This window comes from Rhodanobacter sp. FW510-R10, from assembly GCF_058781105.1.
Genome location: NZ_JBYSWL010000001.1, coordinates 2764122 through 2781786, shown reverse-complemented (window position 1 = coordinate 2781786; position 17665 = coordinate 2764122). Strand labels below are relative to the sequence as shown.

Sequence of the window (17665 nt, the reverse complement as noted above, 5' to 3'; positions counted from 1 at the left end):
ATCATGCGGCCAGTCTAGTGGATGGGCCGGCCCACCGCTGCGCGCCAGCGGGCTCAGGCGGTGGGTGGCAGCGTGCCGGCCGGCAGCTGCATGGTGATGCAGTGCAGGCTGCCGTTTTGCCAGATCAGGGACCGGCACGGGATCGTGATGACCTCACGCCCGGGATGGGCTTGGCCAATGCAGCGCGCCGCCTCGGCGTCGGCGGCGTCGCCGTAGGCCGGCACCAGCACCGCGCCATTGATGACCAGGTAATTCGCGTAGGAAGCGGCAAGGCGGCGGCCTTCGTCGATGATCGGATGGGGCCACGGCAGGGGCGTGAGCCGGTAGGGCCGGCCCTCTGGCGTGCGCAAGGCAGCCAACTCGGTGGCCATGGCCCGCAATTCGGCGTAGTGCGGGTCGCCGGCGTCGTCACAGGCCTGGTACACGATGCCGCCGTCGGGTGCGAAGCGGGCCAGGGTGTCGATATGTGCGTCGGTGTCGTCGCCCTGCAGGTAACCATGCTCCAACCAGAGCACCCGCGTGGCGTGCAGGCTCTCCATCAGCGTCGCGACGACTGCCTCGCGCGGCTGGTCCGCGTGCCGCTGGCCAAGGCAGCGCCAAGTGCTGAGCACGCTGCCGGCACCATCGCTTTCGATCGCGCCGCCTTCCAGGGCCCAGTCGACGCGCTGGCGCAAAGCGTCGGCGAACGCACCTTCGGCAACCAGGCCGGCAACCAGGGCATCGTCCTGGCGCGCATCGAACTTGCCGCCCCAGCCGGTGAAGCGGAAGTCCAGCAGCAGAGCTTGGCCATCGGGCGCGAGCAAGGTGATCGGACCCGAATCGCGCAGCCAGGTGTCGTCATACGGCAGACGCACGTAGCCGACCCGCGAGGCGTCGACTTGAGCGTCCGCGAGCACGGACTCGACATGTGTTTGCAACGCTTCGTCGGCAACGATGACCAGCAGGCGCTGGTAGCGCGTGATGGCCGCAGCCAAGGTCACATAGGTCGCCTCCACCGCGGGCAGGCGCGCGGCCCAGTCCGTGCCGGCATGCGGCCAGGCAATCAGGATGGCCGCCTGCGGTTCCCATTCCGCCGGCAGGCGCCAGTGGCTTGCAGTCATGGACGACCTCGAAGGCTGTTGGTCAGGCGCGCTCGCCCAGAGCGCGGCACGGCGCGCAGCGACGACCACCGTCGTCGCAGCGTGGCCTGACGTGGGCGGCTCAACCGGCGCTGGTTGGATGCAGGTTGTTGCCGGCCGGGGTGTTGAGCACCGAATGGATCACGTGCTGGTGCTCGAAATACACGATGAAGTTGGAATATTCCCAGCGGTTGATGACCGGGTGCGCCTTGCTGTCGCCGCCGCGCGCGTCCAGCTTGCGTACCGGCGCGCCGTAACGGCGCTCGACCTGGCCCATGCTCATGCCGCGTCCGGGCAGGTTCATGGCCTGCTCCTGCTGTACGCGATGCAGCAGCAGGTTGTCGCCGCTTGTCGCCTGGGCTGCCACCTGCGCGGAAAAGCCGAAAGCGCCGAGCGTGGCGGCGAACGCGGCCACGATCGGCAAAGTGTGCGTGAACTTGCCCATGATGTCCCCCTTGACGATGAGCCGCGGATACGTCCTGACGTTGTAGCAGAACCGCCGTGCGGGCGCCATGTGGCGCCGTCCGCTTCCGTGTGTCCTGTCCGGCGAATGTGACCGCGGGCCGCTTCTCCGGCCTGTACGGTGGGAAGGCCCGTTATCATATGTGGCTGCTTACTTCGTTGCGGGCCTGCGTCGTCCATGATTGCGTTTCGCCACTTTGCCTTGCGCCGCGGCAGCCGGCTGTTGCTCTCGGAGGTCGACCTGGTCATCCAGCGCGGCTGGCGGCTGGGCGTGGTGGGCCGCAATGGTTGCGGCAAATCCAGCTTGTTCGCGGCGCTGCAAGGCCAACTTGAGGGCGACGTGGGCGAGTTGGACATCCCGGGCAAGCTGCGCCTGGCCAGCGTGGCCCAGGAAACGCCGCCCTTGGCCGATTCCGCCATCGATTACGTGCTTGCCGGTGACCCGGAGTTGTACGCTGCGCTGCAGGCCGAAGCGGCGGCTGCCGATGCGGGCGACATGGATGCACTGGCCCGCGCGCACCAGCGTATCGAGGAGCTGCACGGCTACGACGGCCGGGCCCGGGCGGGCAAGCTGCTGCATGGCCTGGGCTTTGCGGCCGACAGCCACGAGCGCCCGGTGCGCGAGTTCTCCGGCGGCTGGCGCGGACGGCTGAACCTGGCCCAGGCCTTGATGTGTCCATCCGACCTGCTGCTGCTCGACGAGCCCACCAACCATCTCGACCTGGATGCCGTGCTGTGGCTGGAGGAATGGCTGCGCCGCTACCAGGGGACCTTGCTGATCATTTCCCACGACCGCGAATTCCTCGACGGCGTCATCTCGCACACCTTGCACCTGCACGAGGGCAAGGCCCGGTTGTACGTCGGCAACTACAGCGCGTTCGAACGCCTGCGCGCCGAGCAACTGCGCCAGCAGCAGCTCTCGCACGAGCGCGAGCAGGCCGAGCGTGCACACCTGCAGTCCTTCATCGACCGCTTCAAGGCCAAGGCCACCAAGGCCCGGCAGGCCCAGTCACGCATGAAGCGGCTGGAAAAGCTTGCCGGCACCGAGGCGGTGCGTGCCGAGCGGCCCTTCAGTTTCCAGTTCGGCGCGCCCGAGCGCCTGCCTGATTCCATGCTGCAACTGGAGGGCGTCACCGCCGGCTACGGCGCCGATTCATCGACCCGGCAGGCGCCTGTGGTGGTGTTGCGCGATGTGCGCTTCAGCATCGAGGCGGGTGAGCGCATTGGCCTGCTCGGCCCCAATGGCGCGGGCAAGTCGACCCTGGTGAAGACCCTGGTTGGCGAGCTGCCGCCCTTTGGCGGCGAGCGCAAGGCGCACAAGGATCTGCGTATCGGCTACTTCGCCCAGCACATGGTGGAAAGCCTGCGCGACGGCACGACGCCGCTCGAGCACCTGCAGGAAAAGGCACCTGGCGTGGCGACCCAGGTCATGCGCGATTTCCTCGGCACCTGGAATTTCGGCGGAGATCGTGCCTTCGACGTGGTCGACGGTTTTTCCGGCGGCGAGCGGGCGCGCCTGGCACTGGCCTTGATTGCCTGGGATCGCCCGAACCTGCTCCTGCTGGATGAGCCCACCAACCATCTCGACCTGGACATGCGCGAGGCGCTGGCCGATGCGCTGGCGGACTATGCCGGCGCGGTGGTGCTGGTCTCCCACGACCGGCACCTGCTGGGCCTGGTGTGCGACAGCTTCTGGCGCGTGGCCGATGCCGAGGTGACGCCCTTTGACGGCGACCTGGATGACTACGCGGCCTGGCTGCGTGCCCGCAGCGGCAAGCTGGCGGGCGTCCCGGCTCCGGAAGCCAAGGCCGCGCCCGGCGCGACTGTGTCGCCACAGGAACGGCGGCGCGCCGCGGCAGCCCAGCGCGAGGACGGGAAACAGTCGCGGCAGCGGCTGCGGCGTATCGAGACGCGCATGACGGTCATCGACAGCGAGCTGCTGGCCCTGGACGCCGTCCTTGCCGACCCGCAAACCTACGCCGGGCCGACCGCGGAAATGCTGCGCCTGAGCCGGCAACAGGCGAGGCTGCGCGATGAAAAGAACGGACTCGAGGCCGAGTGGCTGCAGCTTGCCGAACAGTTGGAGGCATAAGCAGCCATGACCCAGGGATCGGCGGGCACGCTTGAATTGTGGTTGCCGCCACGGGCGCAATTTGCCGCCGATGGTCCGTTGCGGGCGGCCCTGGCGCGTGCCGATCGGTTGCCAGATGGCGAGGGCCCCGGCGTGCCAGGCATCGAGCAGTATTTCCCGGGATTGGGTTCGCCACTGCCGGTTGCCGCACTCACCCGCGAGCTGCTCGCGCACGATGCTGGCGCTGCCTTGTGGCTGGCGGCCGATCCGGCCTGGGCACGCCCGGACATCAACGGTGTGCGCTTGATGGCCTGCGGCCACCTGCAACTGAAGCTGGGCGACGCCGAGGCCCTGGCCGCGCCGCTGCGTGAGGTCTTTGCCGAGGCCGGGATGTCCCTGGAGGTCACCAGTGCCGACCATTGGCACGTACGCCTGCCGGAGGACACCGTCTTGCCGGAGCTGCCGACGCCGCAGCAGGCCATGGGCGAGGATTTGACCGCCCACCTGCCTGCCGGAGCCGAAGGCAAGCCGTGGCGCGTGCTGTTCAACGACCTGCAGGTGATGCTGCACCAGAATCCGCTCAATCAGGCACGCCAGGCGCAGCGCCTGCCGCCGGTCAATACCTTGTGGCTGTGGGGCGGCGGGCGCCTGCCGACCGCGGTCCACAGCACGCTGCGCGGCGTGGTCAGCGACGACCTGACCTTGCGCGCGCTCGCGGCCCGCGCAGGCATCCCCTGCCTGTCGCGTGAGCTGGAGAGCGTGCTTGCCGCCGGCGCCGGCTGGCTGCTCGACGCACAGGATGCGCAGCCGGCCAGGCTCGAAGCGCAATGGTGGCCAGCCTTGGCGCCGCGGCTCGCGCAGACGCCGATTGCGTTCAACTTTGCCGACGGCGAGCGCTGGCTGCACCGTCCCTGGCACCGCTGGCGGCTGTGGCGCCGGCAGCACGGTTGAGGCGCCGTCAGCCAGAACCGGGGCGTGCATCGAACGGGCCGATGCGGCGTGGGACGACTTGCGTGCCATCGTTCTCCATATTGCGGAGGACAATCCGCAGGCGGCGCTAGCGTGACGGAGCATGTGGAGCTGCGTGCTTCGGCTTTGGCATCGTTGAGTACGCATGGCCGATTGGTGTCGGAGTTGCGCCACCTGGATGACGTGCGGTTTCGTGAGTCGATCGAAGGGCCCGTGGCGGACCATCTACCTGCTTGAAGATCGGCTCGTGCATTTCCTGGCTGTGGTGGGTGCCCGGCGCGACCTGGATGAGTGGGTGGGCGAGCAGGGCGTGCGGTCCCGGTTGGCGAAGCCATGAGGAACGATTCCGCCACCGTTGGCCAGATCCTCGCTAGCGCGTTTTTCACGCTGATGGCAGCACACTCCGGTCCATCGCCACCACGGAACAATGGCATGATCGAACTCATCGAGGGGCTGCCGCCGGGAACAGTGGGCTTTCGCGTCCACGGCCAGGTCAGCGCCGAGGACTACAAGCAGGTCATGGTTCCGGACGTCGAGGCGGCGTTCGCGCTGAACCGCAAGTTGCGGCTGCTCTATGTGACGGCTCCGGACTTTACCGGGTTCGACCCCGGCGCCATGTGGAATGACGCCAAGCTCGGGGCACGGCATATGAGCGGCTGGGCCCGTATCGCGCTGGTGACCGATGTGCCGTGGCTGCGCGCCACGGCGACCGCCTTGGGCTTCATGGTGCCAGGCGAGTTTCGCCTGTTCACGCTGGCCGAGCTGGCCGAAGCCACGCAGTGGGTCAGTGCACCCGACACGCCGTGACTTTCCCCTGCACGAAAAATCCTTGCGCCAGCAGACTGGTTCTGGTCTAGTAGCCGCATGTATCCGTCCACCACCGCATCGGTCGACTCCATGGCGCCTCACCCGGCGCGACGCATCGCGGGTGTAGACAACAATAATCGCGTGAATTCGAACGCCAACGTCTGGCGGGCCTTCGCGTAGCTTCAAACCCCAGCAACATACGCAATGAAGGCCCGCCCAGTGCGGGCCTTTTTGTTTTTGGTGTTTTATTTTTTGAGTAGTCAGGCACGGATGCCGGTTTTTGATCCTCGCGTTCATGGACGAACGCATATTTGAGTAGTCAGGCACGGATGCCTGTTCTTGACTTTCGCGTTAAGGGGCGTCTGAACAACAGGCTCTTGATCGTCATTCCCGCTTTCGCGGGGATGACGCCGATAGATCATATTTCCCTTAAGGGATGAACGCATAAATACTGGAGATAACCTCGATGTGCGCGATTTTTGGCATGTTCGACCTGCAGCCGGGCGACCACTTGCCTGCCTTGCGCCGGCTGGCGCTGGAGTTGTCGCAGCGGCAACGCCACCGTGGGCCGGACTGGAGCGGCGTTTACGCCGATGCCCAGGCAATCCTGGTGCATGAGCGCCTGGCCATCGTGGATCCCGCGAGTGGCGCGCAACCCCTGCGCTCGCGCGACGGCGCCCTGACGCTGGCGGTCAATGGCGAGATCTACAACCACGTGGCCTTGCGTGCACAAGCCGGCAATGCCGCCGGCTACGACTACACTACGGCGTCGGACTGCGAAGTCATCAACGCCTTGTACCGCGAACATGCCGGCAGCGGGCGCTTCGATGACATGCTCAACCGCTTGAACGGGATCTTCGCTTTTGCCCTGTGGGACGCCGCCGCGCGGCGTTACCTGGTTGCCCGCGATCCGATTGGCGTGTGCTCGCTGTATTGGGGCCATGACAGCCAAGGCCGCTTGTGCGTGGCTTCGGAGATGAAGGCACTGGTTGGCGTGTGTACCGATATCGCCGAGTTTCCGCCGGGACATTATTACGACAGCGCCACCGGCGAGCTCGCCCGCTACTACCGCAGGCCCTGGCACGATATGCGTCCGGTGCAGGCGCAGCGCATCGCGCTGCAGGAGCTGCGTGGAGCGTTCGAAGCGGCCGTGCACCGTCAGTTGATGACCGATGTGCCGTACGGGGTGCTGCTCTCCGGCGGCCTGGATTCATCCCTGGTCGCGGCCTGCGCCGCACGGTTTGCGCGGCAGCGCATCGAGGACGGCGACCGCGCCGAGGCCTGGTGGCCACGTCTGCATTCGTTTGCCATAGGCCTGGAGGGCTCGCCCGACCTGGCCGCCGCGCAAGTCGCTGCCGACGCCCTGGGCACCGTGCACCACGCCTGCGTGTACAGCTTTGCCGAAGGCCTGGATGCCTTGCCCGAGGTGATCCGGCACATCGAGACCTACGACGTCACCACCATCCGCGCCGCCACGCCGATGTTCCTGCTGGCGCGGCGCATCAAGGCGATGGGGGTCAAGATGGTGCTCTCGGGCGAGGGCTCCGACGAGATTTTCGGCGGTTACCTGTATTTCCATAAGGCACCCTCGCCGGAGGCATTCCACGCGGAGACAGTGCGCAAGCTCGATGCGCTGCACAGCTACGATTGCCTGCGCGCGAACAAGTCGATGCTGGCCTGGGGCGTGGAAGCGCGCGTGCCGTTCCTCGATACGGAATTTATCGACGTGGTCATGGGGCTCGATGCGCGCTACAAGATGGTCGACGAACGCCGCATCGAGAAAGCCGTGCTGCGCGAAGCTTTCGTCGGCGTGTTGCCGGATGCCGTCCTATGGCGGCAGAAGGAGCAGTTCAGTGACGGCGTCGGCTATGGCTGGATCGACGGACTGAAGGCACATGCCGAGAGCGCGGTGAGCGACCGCGAGTTTGCCGCGGCCGTCGCGCGCTATCCGCTGAATACCCCGGAAACCAAGGAGGCATTCCTGTATCGCCGGATCTTCGAGCGGCACTTTCCCGGCGTGGCATGCGCCGCGACCGTGCCGGGAGGGAAGTCCATTGCCTGTTCGAGTCCGGCCGCGCTGGCCTGGGATCCGGATTTCGCAAAGTCCGCCGACCCTTCCGGCCGGGCCGTAAAAGGCGTGCACCAGCGCGCCCTTGGTGCGGCGGAGGCCTGATGCCGGTACGGGGCGACGTTATCAGCTCTGCTAATATGCCGGGCTCGTTTCAACCGATAGCGCCACATGATCGAGACCAACCCGATTTTTGCCCAGATCGCCGACATCCGTGAGCGCGTCGAGTCGCTCCGGGGGTATCTTTGACTACCCTCTGAAGAAGGAGCGTCTGGAGGAAGTCAGCCGCGAGCTGGAAGCCCCCGATGTGTGGAACGATGCGGCCCACGCCCAGGAGCTTGGCCGCGAGCGTGCGCGCTTGCACACCATCGTCTCCGGTATCGACACGCTGACCCGTGGCCTGACCGACGCCGAAGAGCTGCTGCAGCTTGCGGTGGCCGATGCCGATGACGACACCGCCGACGCCGTGGCCAAGGACCTGGACAGGCTGGAGGCGCGCGTTGCCAAGCTCGAATTCCAGCGCATGTTTTCCGGCCCGAACGATGCGAGCAACGCCTTCGTCGACATCCAGGCCGGCGCGGGTGGCACCGAGGCGCAGGACTGGGCGGAAATGCTGTTGCGCATGTACCTGCGCTGGTGCGAGGACCGCGGCTGGAAGACCGAATTGATGGAAGTCTCGGGCGGCGAGGTGGCCGGCATCAAGTCGGCCACGTTCCGCGTCGAGGGCGACTACGCCTATGGTTGGCTGAAGACCGAGATTGGCGTGCACCGCCTGGTGCGCAAGTCGCCGTTCGATTCGGACAACCGCCGCCACACCAGCTTCACCTCGGTGTTCGTGTCTCCGGAAGTGGACAACGACATCCACATCGAGATCAATCCGGCTGACATCAAGATGGACGTCTATCGTTCTTCCGGCGCCGGTGGCCAGCACGTCAACAAGACCGAGTCCGCGGTGCGCCTTACCCACGTGCCGACCGGTACCGTGGTGGCATGCCAGGTGGAGCGCAGCCAGCACGCCAACCGTGATCGCGCCATGAAGATGCTGGCCGCCAAGCTGTACGAGCTCGAAGAGCGCAAGCGCAACGCCGAGCGCGATGCGGTGGAAGCCACCAAGTCCGACATTGGCTGGGGCAGCCAGATTCGCAACTATGTGCTGGACCAGAGCCGGATCAAGGATTTGCGCACCGGGCTCGAACGCACGGATACGCAGAAGGTGCTCGACGGCGACCTCGACGAGTTCATCGAGGCCAGCCTGAAGTCAGGCCTGGAGGCCGGCTCCAAGCGCGCCGATGCTTGAGTTCCGATCACTGACGAGGTGACCCGCATGAACGGCAAGAAGATATGTACGCTCCTCTTCACTGGCGCTGTACTGGCGGCATTTGGCGTGGCCGCGCAGCCGACGCCAGGTGGCGCCGACCAGAGTATCAAGCAGGACGCGAAGGACGTAGGTCATGGCGTCGCCAACGGTGCCCGCGACGTGGGTCATGCCACCAGGCACGTCGCCAAGAAGATCGGCCACGGCGCCAAGGAAGCCGGTACCGGCATCGGCCACGGCGCCAAGAAGGCGGGTATCGCCATCGGCCATGGCGCCAGGGAAGGCTGGGAAGCCACCAGGGATGCCGCCAAGAAAGTGTTCGACAAGGGCAATTGACCGCCTCGACACCCACTCCACCACGATATGTATGCCAGCCGGCGCCCATGCGTCGGCCACCACGGAAGTCCCATGAGCGAAGCCACCGATACCCCGCCTGCCGTCGATGAAAACAAGCTGATTGCCGAGCGGCGCGAAAAGCTCCAGGCGCTTCGGGCCCAGGGCGTCGCCTTCCCGAATGATTTCCAGGTGACCGATTTTGCCGGCGATCTGCAGGCCGCATTTGCCGACGCCACGGCCTATTCCTCCGAGGTGCTGGAATCCAGTGCACAGCGAGTGAAGGTGGCCGGGCGCATGGTGCTCAAGCGCGTGCAGGGCAAGGTCAGTTTCGCGCAGCTGCAGGATTTCACTGGCCGCATCCAGCTTTTCGTGCGCCAGGGCACGGTGGCCGAGGACGTCTATGCGGCGTTCAAGGGCTGGGACGTGGGCGACATTGTCGGCGCCGAGGGCACGCTGATGCGCACGCGCACTGGCGAGCTCACGGTGCGCGTCGACGCGCTGCGCCTGCTGACCAAGAGCCTGCGTCCGTTGCCTGACAAGTTCCACGGCCTGGCCGACGTGGAGCAGCGCTATCGCCAGCGCTACATCGACCTCATCGTGACCGAGACTTCGCGACGCACGTTTGCCTTGCGTTCGCGCATCATCGGCTTCATCCGCCAATGGCTGGAAGCGCCGGCGCGGCGTTTCATGGAAGTCGAGACGCCGATGATGCACGTGATTCCCGGCGGCGCGACGGCGCGGCCCTTCGTCACCCATCACAATGCGCTGGACCTCGATCTGTACCTGCGCGTGGCGCCGGAGCTGTACCTGAAGCGGCTGGTGGTCGGCGGCTTCGACCGCGTGTACGAGATCAACCGCAACTTCCGCAACGAGGGCGTGTCCACCCGGCACAATCCCGAGTTCACCATGCTGGAGCTGTACCAGGCCTACGCTACCTACCACGAGATCATGGACCTCACCGAGGGCATGATCCGCGAGACCGCGAGCACGGTGCTGCAGACCACGGGCTTTGGCACGTCCGAAGCGCCAATCGATCTCGGGCCGCCGTTCCGGCGCTGGCGCATGGAGGACGCGGTGCTCGAGCTCAACCCGGAAATATCCCGGGCCGAGCTGCGTGACCGCGAGGCGATGGCGGCACACGCGCGACGGCTCGGCGTGGCCCAGGTCAAGGCGGGCTACGGCTGGGGCAAGCTGCTGCTGGAAATCTTCGAGAAGACCGTGGAGCCCACCCTGGTGCAACCCACTTTCATCATCGACCACCCTGTTGAGATTTCGCCGCTGGCGCGCGAGAGCGACAGCAACAAGGGCTACACCGATCGTTTCGAGCTGTTCATTGGTGGCCAGGAAATCGCGAACGGCTTCTCCGAGTTGAACGACCCCGAAGACCAGGCAGCACGCTTCCGCGCCCAGGTCGAGGCGATGAACTCGGGTGACGACGAAGCCATGCATTTCGATGCCGACTACATTCGCGCCCTGGAAGTGGGCCTGCCGCCGACCGGCGGACTTGGCGTCGGCATCGACCGCCTGGTGATGCTGCTGACTGGTTCGAGTTCGATCCGCGACGTGCTGCTCTTCCCTTATATGCGGCCGGAGGCGTGAGGGCGATGGACCTTGAACCCGCGTTGGCGCTGCAGGATCTCGCCGCGCCGGATGGGGTGTGTTACGGCTGCGGCAGTGCCCATCCGCGCGGTCTGCACATCAAGAGCCATTGGGACGCCGATGGCATCCACGTCGTCAGCACGCATCTGCCAGGTCCGGATTTCCATGGCTGGCCGGGCCTGGTTTATGGTGGCCTGATTGCCATGTTGGTCGATTGCCACTCCAACTGGACGGCCATGGCCTACCACTACCGGGCCGAAGGCCGTGAGCCGGGCAGCAAGCCGCGCATCGACTGCGTCACCGGCAGCCTCGGCGTGAAGTACCTCAAGCCGACGCCGATGGATGTACCGCTGGAGCTGCGGGCCCGCGTCGAGGGCGAGGTGGGACGCAAGACCCGCGTGCTGTGCGAAGTCCGCGCCGGTGAGGTGCTGACGGCGGTGGGAGATTCGATTTTCGTGCGCGTCGATACCGGACGCCTGGCGGCAGCGGCGCACGCCAGCTGAAGCGGCCGTGCGCCAGCGACTAAACTGCACTTGGATTCATTGCCGGAGTCAGCCTGATGTGGTTTGCCATCCTTGCCACGGATGTTCCCGATTCGCTTGAGCGGCGCCGCCAGGCCCGCCCCGCGCATATGGCACGCCTGCAGGCGCTGCTCGATGCCGGGCGCCTGTTCGTGGCCGGGGCGTTTCCCGCGATCGAATCGCCGGATCCCGGCCCGGCCGGCTTCACCGGCAGCCTGATCCTGGCTGAATTCCACTCCCAGGCCGAGGCGCAGGCGTGGGCCGATACCGATCCCTACGTGGCGGCTGGCGTCTATGCCCAGGTGGCGATCAAGCCGTTCCGCAAGGCCTTGCCGGCATGACCGGGGGCACCCGCGAACTGATCCAGCAGCGCCTGCAGACGGCCTTTGCCCCCACCGAATTGGAGGTCGTCGACGAGGGCCACAAGCACATCGGCCATCCGGGCGAAGGCCAGGGGCACTTTCACGTGCACCTGGTCAGCGCGGCATTTGCCGGCTGCCTGCCAATCAAGCGCCAGCGCATGGTCTACGCCGAGCTGGCGGATTTGATGGGGCACGGCATCCACGCCTTGTCCATGGATGTTGCTGCAGATCATGATCAAGGGAAACAATAGATTGAATCACTTATTTAATGTTGCTTATCGGCACCCGGCGCCTGTCCGTGGTGGTGGCTGGATGGCACAATGTGCGCTTGCCCTCGATGCGGGCCCATGTCGTTGAGCCGATGACACCTCCATGCGCCTGACCACGATCAAACTTGCCGGCTTCAAATCCTTCGTCGACCCGACCACGCTGCAACTGACCAGCAACATGGTCGGGGTGGTGGGGCCGAATGGTTGCGGCAAGTCCAACATCATCGATGCGATCCGCTGGGTCATGGGCGAGAGTGCCGCCAGCCGCTTGCGCGGCGACCTCCTCACCGATGTGATTTTTTCCGGTTCCAGCGCGCGCCGGCCGGTCGGCCAGGCCACGGTGGAGCTGATCTTCGACAATAGCGACGGGGCCATCCAGGGCGAATACGGCCAGTACGGCGAAATCTCGGTCAAGCGCCTGGTCAGCCGCGATGGGCAATCGAGTTACTTCCTGAACGGGGCGCGTTGCCGCCGCCGCGATGTCACCGACCTGTTCCTGGGCACCGGCCTTGGTCCGCGCAGCTATTCGATCATCGAGCAGGGCATGATCAGCCAGATCATCGACGCCCATCCCGATGAGCTGCGCGGCTACCTGGAAGAGGCTGCCGGTATCTCCAAATACAAGGAACGCCGCAAGGAAACCGAGAGCCGGATCAAGGCCACGCGAGAGAACCTCGACCGCGTGCGCGACGTCCGTGACGAGGTGGACAAGCAGCTTGAGCACCTGCATCGCCAGGCCCGGGCAGCGGAGCGCTGGAAGGCCCTGAAGGCCGAGCAATCACATTGCGCGGCGGCTTTGCAGGCGCTGGAATATCGCGCCTTGCAGGCCGAACGCGCCGAGGCGCGGGCCAGCCTGGCGTCGATTGAAGTCGACGTCGAACGGCAGTTGGCCGCCCAACACGATGCCGACGCCCAACTGGAGGCCTTGCGCGAACGGCACGAGCGGGCGAACGGCCATTTCAACGAAAGCCAGGCCCAGGTTTATCGCGTCGGGGCGGACATTGCCCGCATCGAGCAGCAGGTGCAGCACGATCGGGAAATGGGCGAGCGCCTGCGCCATGCACTGAGCGGCGCCGATGCCGAGCATGCGCGACTGGGCGAACAGATCCAGGCCGACCGCGCGCAGCATGCCACGCTGGAGCAGTCCCTGGCGGTCGACCTGCCGCAACTTGCGACCTTGCAGTCAGCCCAGGGTGTGACTGCCGAATCGCAGCAGGCCGCCGAGGCCGCGCTGGCCGACTGGCAGGAACGCTGGAACAGCCATACACGCGAATCGGCGGAATCCAGCCGTGCCGCCGATGTGGAACGCACCCGGCTGGATTATCTCGACCGCCAGCAAGTCGACCTGACGCGTCGGCATGAGGCGCTCAGTGCCGAACAGCAAGCCGCGGATCTCGCTGGCCTGCGTGCGGACGAGGAAAAGCTGGCCAGCGCACGCGAGGCGCAGCGTGTGCTGGTGACGACACTCGCCGCCCGGCTGGAAGAGCAGAAGTCGCAGCTCGAAGCCATCCAGGCCCAGGGGCGCGAGCAGGAATCGGCGCTCAACGATGCGAACCAGCAACTGCAGACGGCACAGGGCCGGCAAGCGTCGCTTGAGGCCTTGCAGCACGCCGCGCTCGGCCTGGACGAAAACACGGCCAGCGACTGGATGGCCGCGCTCGGCCTGGGACAGGCGCACCGCCTGGGCTCGGTGCTGCAGGTCGACGAAGGTTGGGAGCGGGCGGTCGAGACTGTCCTGGCCGGGCTGCTCGACGCGGTCTTGGTCGACGAGGTTGAACGCTGCACCGCGACGCTGGACCAGTTGGGTTCAGCCGACCTTGCGCTGCTGGCTGCGGCGGAGGGCGAGCTCGCTGCTGCGGGAACCGTGGCCGCACACGTGCGCGGGCCGGTGGCGGCGCGGCAATGGCTGTCCAGCGTGCAGACGGCCGGTTCCTTGGCTGAGGCGCGCGCGCGGGTCGGAGCGCTGGGTGCTGGCCTGTCCATCATTACGCGCGATGGCGAATGGCTGGCGCCAGGTTGGGCCCGGGTTCGCCGCGCCCAAGACAACCATGTCGGCGTGCTGGCGCGTGAGCGCGAGCTGCGCGCGTTGGCCACGCAAATTTCCGAATTGCGCGGGCAGATTGACGCCCTCAGCGCCGAACTGACCGAGCTGCGCGCGCGTGCCGCGACTTGTGAAGCCGGCTGCAATGATGTGCAGAACCAGCTCTATGCCGCCCATCGCCTGCAATCGGAGCTGGCCGGGCAACTGGAAGGCCAGCGTGCCAAGCTCGAGACTGCGCAGGCGCGCATGCACAAGGTCGGCAGCGAGCTCGCCGGCCTTGTTGCGCAATTGGACGACCTGCGCGAGCAGGAGCGCCAGGCGCGGACACGCCTGGACGCCGCGGTCGGCGAAATGGGCGACATGGAGGATCGCCGTCGCGCCTTGGAAACCGGACGACGCAGCCTGCTCGAGGCGCGCGAGGAAGCGCGCATGAATGCGCGCGAGGCGGCCGAGCAGGCCCATGCGCTGGCTTTGTCGCTCGAATCCCGGCGTGCTTCGCTGGCCTCGCTCGACCAGGCCCTGCTGCGCACGACCACGCAACTGGAGCAGATTGCCGCCCGCCGCGAGGAATTGCGGCAGCAACTGGCGGCCGGCACCGATCCCTCGGCGGAGCTTGAGGCCGAGCGCCAGACCTATCTTGAGCAGCGCCTGCTGGTCGACAAGCAACTGGTGGAAGCCAGGCGGGCGCTGGAGGAATGTGCGCAGGCGGTGCGCGAACGGGAGCAAGCGCGGCAAGGTGCGGAGCAGACGCTGGCAGCTACCCGCGAAGCGCTGGCCGAACAACGCCTGCAGGCCCAGGCCTTGCAGCTGCGCGCCGAGCAACTGGCCGGGGCGATTGCCGCCACCGGGCTCGAACTGGAGCCGTTACTGGCGGAGCTGTCCGAAGCTGACGACACCGAATTGCGGCGCGCCGAGCTGGCCGAACTCGAGCAGAAGATCACGCGCCTCGAGCCGGTGAATCTCGCGGCGATCCAGGAACACGCCGAACAGGGCGAGCGCAAGGTCTACCTCGACAAGCAGCTCGATGACCTGGTGCATGCCTTGGCGACGCTCGAGGACGCGATCAAGAAGATCGATCGCGAGACCCGGCAGCGCTTCAAGGAAACCTTCGACCAGGTCAACGCCGGAGTGCAGACTTTGTTCCCGAAACTGTTTGGCGGTGGCCACGCCTATCTCGAGCTGACCGGCGACGACCTGCTGAACACCGGGGTATCGATCATGGCGCGCCCGCCCGGCAAGCGGGTTTCCAACATCAGCTTGCTGTCGGGTGGCGAGAAGGCCTTGACCGCGGTGACCCTGGTGTTTTCCATCTTCAACCTGAACCCGTCGCCGTTCTGCCTGCTCGACGAGGTGGATGCCCCACTGGATGAGGCCAACGTCGTGCGTTTCTCCAAGCTGGTCCAGGAACTGAGCGAAAAAGTCCAGTTCATTTTCATCAGCCACAACAAGGCCACGATGGAGGCCGCCGACCAGCTGTGTGGCGTCACCATGCGCGAACCCGGAGTGTCGCGCCTGGTGCAGGTGGACCTGGCCGAAGCCGCTAAACTGACCGAGGCTGCCTGAAGGAACCCATCATGCCGGCAACGTTCACGCTCGCTCTCGTCTGGAACCCCGTGGTGGGGGTGCCGATGCTCATCGTCGGGGTGATCGTGCTCGCCCTGATCTGGCTGTTCGGTCAGCCGAAACAGGAGCAGGGCAGGCGACGCAGCGAGCCAGGCGTGCCCAAGGGCAGCCGGCGGGAGCCGGTACTGGGTGACGGGCAGGTGGCCGAGCAGCACCATCATGTCGATCCGCGCATCGATCCTTCGCCGTTGAGCGATGTCGAGTCGACCCCGCAGCAAGGCCAGTTGGACATTGGCTTGCGCGCCGAGCTCGAGCGCCTTGGTGCCACGTTGTCGGGCGACCACGGCGCAGCTCCCGCGGCGCCGGCACGAGCTCCCGCGGCACCGCCGCCACCCAAGGGGGGGGCCAAGCTTGCCGAGCACGTGAGCTCGATCATCAACGCCCTGCGGGCCCCCCCGGAAGCCGGCGCGGCACCAGTGCCGGCGAGCGCCGCGGCAGTCCCGGCCGCAGCGGCCGAGCCAGCTGTGTCGCCCGTCGCGGCCCCGCCCAAATCCGAGCTTGGGCGGCGGTCCTCGCAGCTGCCGGTGGAGCGCATCGTCACCTTGTTCGTCGTGGCGCGGGAAGGCATGTTGTTCAACGGCGCCGACCTGGTCGTGGCGGCCGACAAGGCTGGCCTGGAATACGGCGACATGGGCATCTATCACCGCCTGGTCGACGGTAAGCGCGACCACGGACCCATCTTCAGTGTCGCCAACATGCTCAAGCCCGGCAGTTTCAACTTGAGCAACCTCGGGTCCCTGCGCACGCCGGGAGTCAGCTTTTTCATGACCCTGCCTGGGCCGTTGCAGGCCTTGGATGCCTGGGATGCCATGCTGCCGACGGCGCAGCGCCTGGCCGAATTGTTGGACGGCCTGGTGCTGGATGAGGAGCGCAATGCCGTCGGTCGGCAGTGCGTCGCGCATATTCGCGATCAATTGCGCGCCTGGGATCGCGAGCATGAAGGCCAGGTGTGACGGTACGCCCCGGCTTTGGGCTGTGCCGCGGGCCGTATGGATGGCTGGGTGCTTGGCCGCGGTGGGGTCGCCCGTAGTGCCGGCCCGGGTTGCCGGTGCGCCGTGGTGATCTGCGCCACGCCGTCGTCCGCAAGCAGTGGGGTGTGGCCATGAACCGTCGCGGCGTGCTCAAGGGCCTTGTGCTGGGCGGATGCGCGCTTGCGCTCCCCGGATCAATGGCGCGTGCCGAAGCGATGCGGGAGAGTGCGTCGCTGGCTGCGCTTGAGCGACGCTACGGCGGCCGGCTCGGCGTCTCCATCCTGGACACCGGGAGCGGGGCGCGCCTGCGCCTGCACGGTGACCAGCGTTTCCTGATGTGCAGCACGTTCAAGCTGGTGGCCGTGGCGGCCGTGCTGGCGCGGGTCGATGCCGGCCAGGAACGCCTGGATCGCCGCATCGTGATCGCCCCCAAGGACCTGCTTGCCTATGCGCCGGTCACCAGCCGCCGGGTGGGCGCGCCAGGGATGAGCGTGGCGGAGTTGTGCGCGGCGGCGATCACGGTCAGCGACAACACGGCAGCCAATCTGCTGCTGGCGAGTATGGGCGGCCCTGCTGCGGTCACCCGTTTCGTGCGCGGTGTAGGCGACTCCGTCACCAGGCTCGATCGTATCGAGCCGGCGCTCAATATCGGCAACCCCGGGGATGAGCGCGACACGACGACTCCGGATGCCATGCTGACGACGATGCAGGCGTTATTGCTCGGCCCGGCCCTGGTGGCATCGTCACGTGAGCACCTGCTGGCCTGGCTGCGCGCGTGCAGCACCGGCTTGGATCAACTGCGTGCCGGTCTGGGCGCCGGCTGGACGGCCGCCGACAAGACCGGAAGCGGCAGCCAGGGCGAGACCAATGACGTGGCCATATTCTTTCCACCGCAACGCCAGCCGATCCTGGTGACGGCGTATTACGCGCAGTCCGCACTGCCGCTGGCGAGGCGCCACGCACTGCTGGCCGACGTCGGACGGCTTGCCGCGGCGATGTAATCAGCCGTCCATACCGCGGTGCCGCCCCGCACATCGCGAAGGGCCGCGCAACGGGGTGCGCCGATTTGACGCATGCGGCAATACGGCACAGGAGCCTGACTTCGGTCATGGAGCACGTTTCGTGCCGTGATT

General features: G+C 66.6%; 16 protein-coding genes. 14 read left to right on the top strand and 2 right to left on the bottom strand.

Annotated features, from left to right (window positions below; all coding sequences use genetic code 11):
• Positions 1-53 precede the first annotated feature (53 nt).
• Positions 54-1100, bottom strand: coding sequence for an agmatine deiminase family protein (locus AC3WJB_RS12200; RefSeq protein WP_492681883.1), 1047 nt, complete (start codon positions 1098-1100; stop codon positions 54-56).
• A 100-nt stretch (positions 1101-1200) separates the two neighbouring features.
• Entirely contained in the window at positions 1201-1563 is a 363-nt protein-coding gene (locus tag AC3WJB_RS12195; protein WP_492683196.1) for a hypothetical protein, read from the bottom strand.
• A gap of 195 nt (positions 1564-1758) precedes the next feature.
• On the opposite strand from AC3WJB_RS12195, the gene AC3WJB_RS12190 reads away from it, so the two are divergent.
• The 14 genes from AC3WJB_RS12190 to bla all read left to right on the top strand — a co-directional run bounded on the left by AC3WJB_RS12190 (position 1759) and on the right by bla (position 17533).
• Positions 1759-3672, top strand: coding sequence for an ABC-F family ATP-binding cassette domain-containing protein (locus AC3WJB_RS12190; RefSeq protein WP_492681881.1), 1914 nt, complete (start codon positions 1759-1761; stop codon positions 3670-3672).
• Positions 3673-3678: 6 nt separating this feature from the next.
• Positions 3679-4602 (top strand): phosphoglycerate mutase, encoded by a 924-nt coding sequence (locus AC3WJB_RS12185; RefSeq protein ID WP_492681879.1) that lies wholly within the window; start codon positions 3679-3681, stop codon positions 4600-4602.
• Positions 4603-4813: 211 nt separating this feature from the next.
• A complete protein-coding gene (locus AC3WJB_RS12180; protein ID WP_492681877.1) occupies positions 4814-4957 on the top strand; it encodes a hypothetical protein in 144 nt (47 codons plus the stop codon).
• A 95-nt stretch (positions 4958-5052) separates the two neighbouring features.
• Positions 5053-5427: a SpoIIAA family protein gene (locus AC3WJB_RS12175; protein WP_492681875.1), complete on the top strand. Its 375-nt coding sequence runs from the start codon at positions 5053-5055 to the stop codon at positions 5425-5427.
• A gap of 466 nt (positions 5428-5893) precedes the next feature.
• The gene (asnB, locus tag AC3WJB_RS12170; protein WP_492681873.1) at positions 5894-7600 is read left to right on the top strand and encodes an asparagine synthase B; all 1707 of its coding nucleotides are present in this window, start codon (positions 5894-5896) and stop codon (positions 7598-7600) included.
• 66 nt (positions 7601-7666) lie between these two features.
• A protein-coding gene (gene prfB / locus AC3WJB_RS12165) for a peptide chain release factor 2 (RefSeq protein ID WP_492681871.1) occupies positions 7667-8792 on the top strand; the annotation gives its coding sequence in 2 pieces (ribosomal slippage) (positions 7667-7741 and positions 7743-8792; 1125 coding nt in all).
• A gap of 27 nt (positions 8793-8819) precedes the next feature.
• On the top strand, positions 8820-9146 hold the full coding sequence (locus tag AC3WJB_RS12160) for a hypothetical protein (protein ID WP_492681869.1): 327 nt from the start codon (positions 8820-8822) through the stop codon (positions 9144-9146).
• A gap of 72 nt (positions 9147-9218) precedes the next feature.
• A complete protein-coding gene (gene lysS / locus AC3WJB_RS12155) occupies positions 9219-10745 on the top strand; it encodes a lysine--tRNA ligase (protein ID WP_492681867.1) in 1527 nt (508 codons plus the stop codon).
• Between the two features lie 5 nt (positions 10746-10750).
• A complete protein-coding gene (locus tag AC3WJB_RS12150; RefSeq protein WP_492681865.1) occupies positions 10751-11248 on the top strand; it encodes a PaaI family thioesterase in 498 nt (165 codons plus the stop codon).
• A gap of 56 nt (positions 11249-11304) precedes the next feature.
• Positions 11305-11607, top strand: coding sequence for a YciI family protein (locus AC3WJB_RS12145; protein WP_492681863.1), 303 nt, complete (start codon positions 11305-11307; stop codon positions 11605-11607).
• Positions 11604-11879 (top strand): BolA family protein, encoded by a 276-nt coding sequence (locus tag AC3WJB_RS12140; protein ID WP_492681861.1) that lies wholly within the window; start codon positions 11604-11606, stop codon positions 11877-11879. Before AC3WJB_RS12145 ends, AC3WJB_RS12140 begins: the two co-directional genes overlap by 4 nt.
• 121 nt (positions 11880-12000) lie before the next feature.
• Positions 12001-15501, top strand: a complete 3501-nt coding sequence (gene smc, locus AC3WJB_RS12135; protein ID WP_492681859.1) for a chromosome segregation protein SMC — start codon at positions 12001-12003, stop codon at positions 15499-15501.
• An 11-nt stretch (positions 15502-15512) separates the two neighbouring features.
• Positions 15513-16514, top strand: a complete 1002-nt coding sequence (zipA, locus tag AC3WJB_RS12130) for a cell division protein ZipA (RefSeq protein WP_492681857.1) — start codon at positions 15513-15515, stop codon at positions 16512-16514.
• Positions 16515-16663: 149 nt separating this feature from the next.
• Positions 16664-17533, top strand: a complete 870-nt coding sequence (gene bla, locus AC3WJB_RS12125) for a class A beta-lactamase (RefSeq protein ID WP_492681855.1) — start codon at positions 16664-16666, stop codon at positions 17531-17533.
• Positions 17534-17665 lie beyond the last annotated feature (132 nt).

Coding starts and splice junctions, on each gene's coding strand:
- AC3WJB_RS12200 (WP_492681883.1), bottom strand. CDS start 1,100: ATGACTGCAAGCCACTGGCGCCTGCCGGCGGAATGGGAACCGCAGGCG.
- AC3WJB_RS12175 (WP_492681875.1), top strand. CDS start 5,053: ATGATCGAACTCATCGAGGGGCTGCCGCCGGGAACAGTGGGCTTTCGC.
- lysS (WP_492681867.1), top strand. CDS start 9,219: ATGAGCGAAGCCACCGATACCCCGCCTGCCGTCGATGAAAACAAGCTG.
- AC3WJB_RS12145 (WP_492681863.1), top strand. CDS start 11,305: ATGTGGTTTGCCATCCTTGCCACGGATGTTCCCGATTCGCTTGAGCGG.
- smc (WP_492681859.1), top strand. CDS start 12,001: ATGCGCCTGACCACGATCAAACTTGCCGGCTTCAAATCCTTCGTCGAC.
- bla (WP_492681855.1), top strand. CDS start 16,664: ATGAACCGTCGCGGCGTGCTCAAGGGCCTTGTGCTGGGCGGATGCGCG.
- AC3WJB_RS12195 (WP_492683196.1), bottom strand. CDS start 1,563: ATGGGCAAGTTCACGCACACTTTGCCGATCGTGGCCGCGTTCGCCGCC.
- asnB (WP_492681873.1), top strand. CDS start 5,894: ATGTGCGCGATTTTTGGCATGTTCGACCTGCAGCCGGGCGACCACTTG.
- AC3WJB_RS12190 (WP_492681881.1), top strand. CDS start 1,759: ATGATTGCGTTTCGCCACTTTGCCTTGCGCCGCGGCAGCCGGCTGTTG.
- zipA (WP_492681857.1), top strand. CDS start 15,513: ATGCCGGCAACGTTCACGCTCGCTCTCGTCTGGAACCCCGTGGTGGGG.
- AC3WJB_RS12150 (WP_492681865.1), top strand. CDS start 10,751: ATGGACCTTGAACCCGCGTTGGCGCTGCAGGATCTCGCCGCGCCGGAT.
- AC3WJB_RS12140 (WP_492681861.1), top strand. CDS start 11,604: ATGACCGGGGGCACCCGCGAACTGATCCAGCAGCGCCTGCAGACGGCC.
- AC3WJB_RS12160 (WP_492681869.1), top strand. CDS start 8,820: ATGAACGGCAAGAAGATATGTACGCTCCTCTTCACTGGCGCTGTACTG.
- AC3WJB_RS12185 (WP_492681879.1), top strand. CDS start 3,679: ATGACCCAGGGATCGGCGGGCACGCTTGAATTGTGGTTGCCGCCACGG.